The sequence below is a fragment of the Moorena sp. SIO2C4 genome, assembly GCF_010672485.1.
Lineage (GTDB): Bacteria > Cyanobacteriota > Cyanobacteriia > Cyanobacteriales > Coleofasciculaceae > Moorena > Moorena producens.
The window spans coordinates 1-3,139 of record NZ_JAAHGN010000911.1 but is presented as its reverse complement, the minus strand read 5'-3'; the positions used below and the strand labels follow the sequence as shown (position 1 = coordinate 3,139).

The window sequence follows — 3,139 nt, the reverse complement described above, 5'->3', positions numbered from 1 at the left end:
TCTTTCAGCAGTAACCGTAGTGACCCCCCAGGCATTCGCCCCTACTGGAAACAGGCTGTAGCAGAAATTACTAAAGAAATAAAAGTTGGTGCAAGAGATCCAGAACTCTGTGAAAAGTTTTTTCGTTTTCTTGAACTGTACTATCGAGGCGGTGGTTGAAGGCTAAAACTTGAAGTTGAAAGACTGAAGGCTTAACATTGAAGTTCAAAAGTTAAAATTTGCATAAAAAAATAGTTGACTAGTTAGTTTCACCTTTTTCTTTCTTCAGCTATCGCCGACGGGTCTTACAAAAACCCAAGCATCTCATCAATACCTGCTTTAATGGTTATAGAAATCCGCTGACTAAAGTTGTAGCAGTATGGGTAATTTTTACCTTATTTTTGAGGATTAAACGGTCACTTGTATTTATGTATAAAAGCAGTAAATTTACTCATTTTTCAATATAAATTAAGGTAAATTTTCCAAAACTTTATCCTTAATCCTTCATCTTTTATCCTTGATAAAACCCTACAAGGAAAGCCTAGGGTGAACATCCTTCATCTTGACCCAGTTTCAACTGCTGCAAGTGATACACCCTAGCAGTATCAGTGAGGTTATATTGCAAAGGGGTGATGCTAATGTAGTTGTCGCGAATTGCCTGAACATCAGTAGGGATATCTTGAGGTAAGTGAATATGATCGGGTTGTTCAATATCCTCAATAACTTCACCAGCTAACCAGTAATAGATTTTACCTCGGGGATCAACTCGTTTCTCAAAATTCTCGATATAACGACGAACCCCTTGACGGGTTATAGCAATACCAGCTATGTCTGAGACCTTAACAGGTGGCACGTTGACATTGAGCAATGTTGTTTTTGGTAAAGGTTGCTCTGACAGCTGATTTAGGAGAGTTTTCGCAAATGAAGCCGCTACTTGAAACTCCTTTGAGGTGTAGGTGGCTAGACTGAAGGCAATGCTGGGAATCCCTCCGATTAACCCTTCCATAGCGGCTGAGACAGTGCCAGAGTAGAGGACATCAGTACCCAGGTTAGAACCATGGTTAATCCCAGAAAGCACTAAATCTGGTGCGCTATCCATTAATGCCCACAAAGCCAGCTTTACACAGTCTGAAGGGGTTCCAGAACAAGACCAAGCAGTAACCTTGGGATGGAAGATGTTATCTATAACTTCAGCACGGATGGGCTCATGAAGGGTCAAACCGTGACCAGTTGCTGAGCGCTCTCGGTCAGGACATACTACGGTAACATTGTGCCCCGCTTCAGCGAGGGTGTTGGCAAGGGTACGTACACCAAGGGCGAAGATACCATCATCGTTGCTGATCAGCAATTTCATAGGATATGAGGCTACAGCTAAAGATAAAAGTCGCTGTTCGATTCTAATCTGAAATTGATATATTCTAAGACCATCTACCCCACTCACCTGACCATTTTTTCAGTAAAATGAAACAGTCCTGCATAAATGACAGGGGTTTCCGGTTCTTCTCTTACTAACCTAAAATTACTGATGACAAGCCTCAACGAGATTGAGACCCAACTAGCTACACTCAAAGAAGAAGCAACCATTGCGATCGCTTCTACTGATACCTTGGAACAATTGGAACAGTTGCGCATTAATTACCTAGGCAAGAAAGGGCAACTGTCTCAGATATTGCGGGGAATGGGTAAGTTAGCACCAGCAGACCGACCTAAGATTGGTGCGATCGCAAATGTTGTCAAAGAAACCCTCCAGCATAACCTAGAGCAGAGGCTCCAAGACCTGAAAGCAGCTGAAATTCAGGCAAAATTGCGCTCAGAAACCCTGGATGTGACTATGCCAGGGGTATATCGTCCCCAAGGTCGCATTCACCCTCTCAATAGCACCATTGATCGGGCATTAGATATTTTTGTTGGTTTAGGCTACACCATTGCTACTGGCCCAGAGATGGAGACAGATTACTATAACTTTGAGGCCCTTAATACTCCCCCTGACCATCCGGCGCGGGATATGCAAGATACCTTCTACTTGCCGGATGGTAATTTGCTGCGTACCCATACCTCTTCGGTACAGATTCGCTACATGGAAAACCATGAGCCACCGATTCGGATTGTGGCACCTGGTCGAGTTTATCGACGGGATACGGTAGATGCTACCCACTCGGCAGTGTTCCATCAGATAGAACTGTTGGCAGTGGATGAAGGGATAACCTTTACCGACCTCAAAGGTACCCTTAGGGAATTTTTGGAGGCAATGTTTGGGGAAGAGTTAGAAGTGCGTTTCCGTGCCAGTTATTTTCCTTTCACTGAACCTTCAGCAGAGGTGGATGTGCAGTGGAAGGGGAAATGGTTAGAAGTGATGGGTTGCGGGATGGTTGACCCCAATGTACTCAAGGCTGTAGGCTATGATCCTGAAATTTATACAGGTTTTGCTGCTGGTTTTGGAGTAGAACGTTTTGCCATGGTGCTGCACCAGATTGATGATATTCGTCGCTTGTACAACAGTGATCTGCGCTTTTTGAAGCAGTTTTAGTGTTGATTAGCGTTACTGGTAGATTCGACGAAACTATAAATTATTAATCAAAACAAACCATGACAAAGTAAACCAAAATTATCCAAAGGATAAGTTTGCTATATAGCGTTGCTTATCCTTCTGATATCGCCACGAAACTGATTCTGGGTCTTTATCCTGACTCCACTGCTTAAAATCAGGTTGATCTCTTAATTCTTGGAGTGTTGCTGGTGCTACTCCTAATCGTTGAGCTAAGTCTTGTTCACTTAGTCCTTGAAAAAATTCGCTAAGAGAATTAAATTCTGGTGAGCTCATGCCAAAACATTAAATTCCAACACATTAGAGGTTAGCTGAAAAATCAAAAATAATGCCGTACCCAAATTAAAACAGAAAAAAGCCCTCGTTATCTGCTAGATTTTACCTGTTAACTGGGTTTTTAACCAAAACTCCTGGTTCTTTCTGAATCGGTAAAGCGTCTAATACATCAGTTTGAGCGCAATACTTTAAATCTTCATGACCATTCAGCCGCAGCAGGCGTTTTCCGTGACTAGCGTGATAGAACATCTCTAGTAATTTATCTTGCCACTGGGAGTAAAGTGCGATCGCACCAATTACTTCATCATTACCAGCAATGTCATCCACTGAGTCTCCGGA

Annotated in this window: 4 protein-coding genes; 1 reads left to right on the top strand and 3 read right to left on the bottom strand. The window is 42.8% G+C overall.

The genetic code is table 11. The annotated features are described in order from the left end of the window. Positions 1-520: 520 nt before the first annotated feature. A complete protein-coding gene (gene surE, locus F6K20_RS31235) occupies positions 521-1,333 on the bottom strand; it encodes a 5'/3'-nucleotidase SurE (protein ID WP_044492659.1) in 813 nt (270 codons plus the stop codon). Positions 1,334-1,504: 171 nt separating this feature from the next. Between surE and pheS the strand changes: the two genes are divergently transcribed. Then, on the top strand, positions 1,505-2,506 hold the full coding sequence (gene pheS / locus F6K20_RS31230; RefSeq protein ID WP_324293468.1) for a phenylalanine--tRNA ligase subunit alpha: 1,002 nt from the start codon (positions 1,505-1,507) through the stop codon (positions 2,504-2,506). A gap of 78 nt (positions 2,507-2,584) precedes the next feature. On the opposite strand, the gene F6K20_RS31225 is transcribed toward pheS, so the two are convergent. Further along, on the bottom strand, positions 2,585-2,800 hold the full coding sequence (locus F6K20_RS31225; RefSeq protein WP_008182463.1) for a hypothetical protein: 216 nt from the start codon (positions 2,798-2,800) through the stop codon (positions 2,585-2,587). A 102-nt stretch (positions 2,801-2,902) separates the two neighbouring features. After that, on the bottom strand, positions 2,903-3,139 hold a 237-nt coding region (locus F6K20_RS31220), incomplete at its 5' end, for a 2-phosphosulfolactate phosphatase (protein ID WP_287297319.1).

What these genes read in the sequence shown, in the direction of transcription:
- surE (WP_044492659.1), bottom strand. Translation starts at nt 1,333, where the DNA reads ATGAAATTGCTGATCAGCAACGATGATGGTATCTTCGCCCTTGGTGTA.
- pheS (WP_324293468.1), top strand. Translation starts at nt 1,505, where the DNA reads ATGACAAGCCTCAACGAGATTGAGACCCAACTAGCTACACTCAAAGAA.
- F6K20_RS31225 (WP_008182463.1), bottom strand. Translation starts at nt 2,800, where the DNA reads ATGAGCTCACCAGAATTTAATTCTCTTAGCGAATTTTTTCAAGGACTA.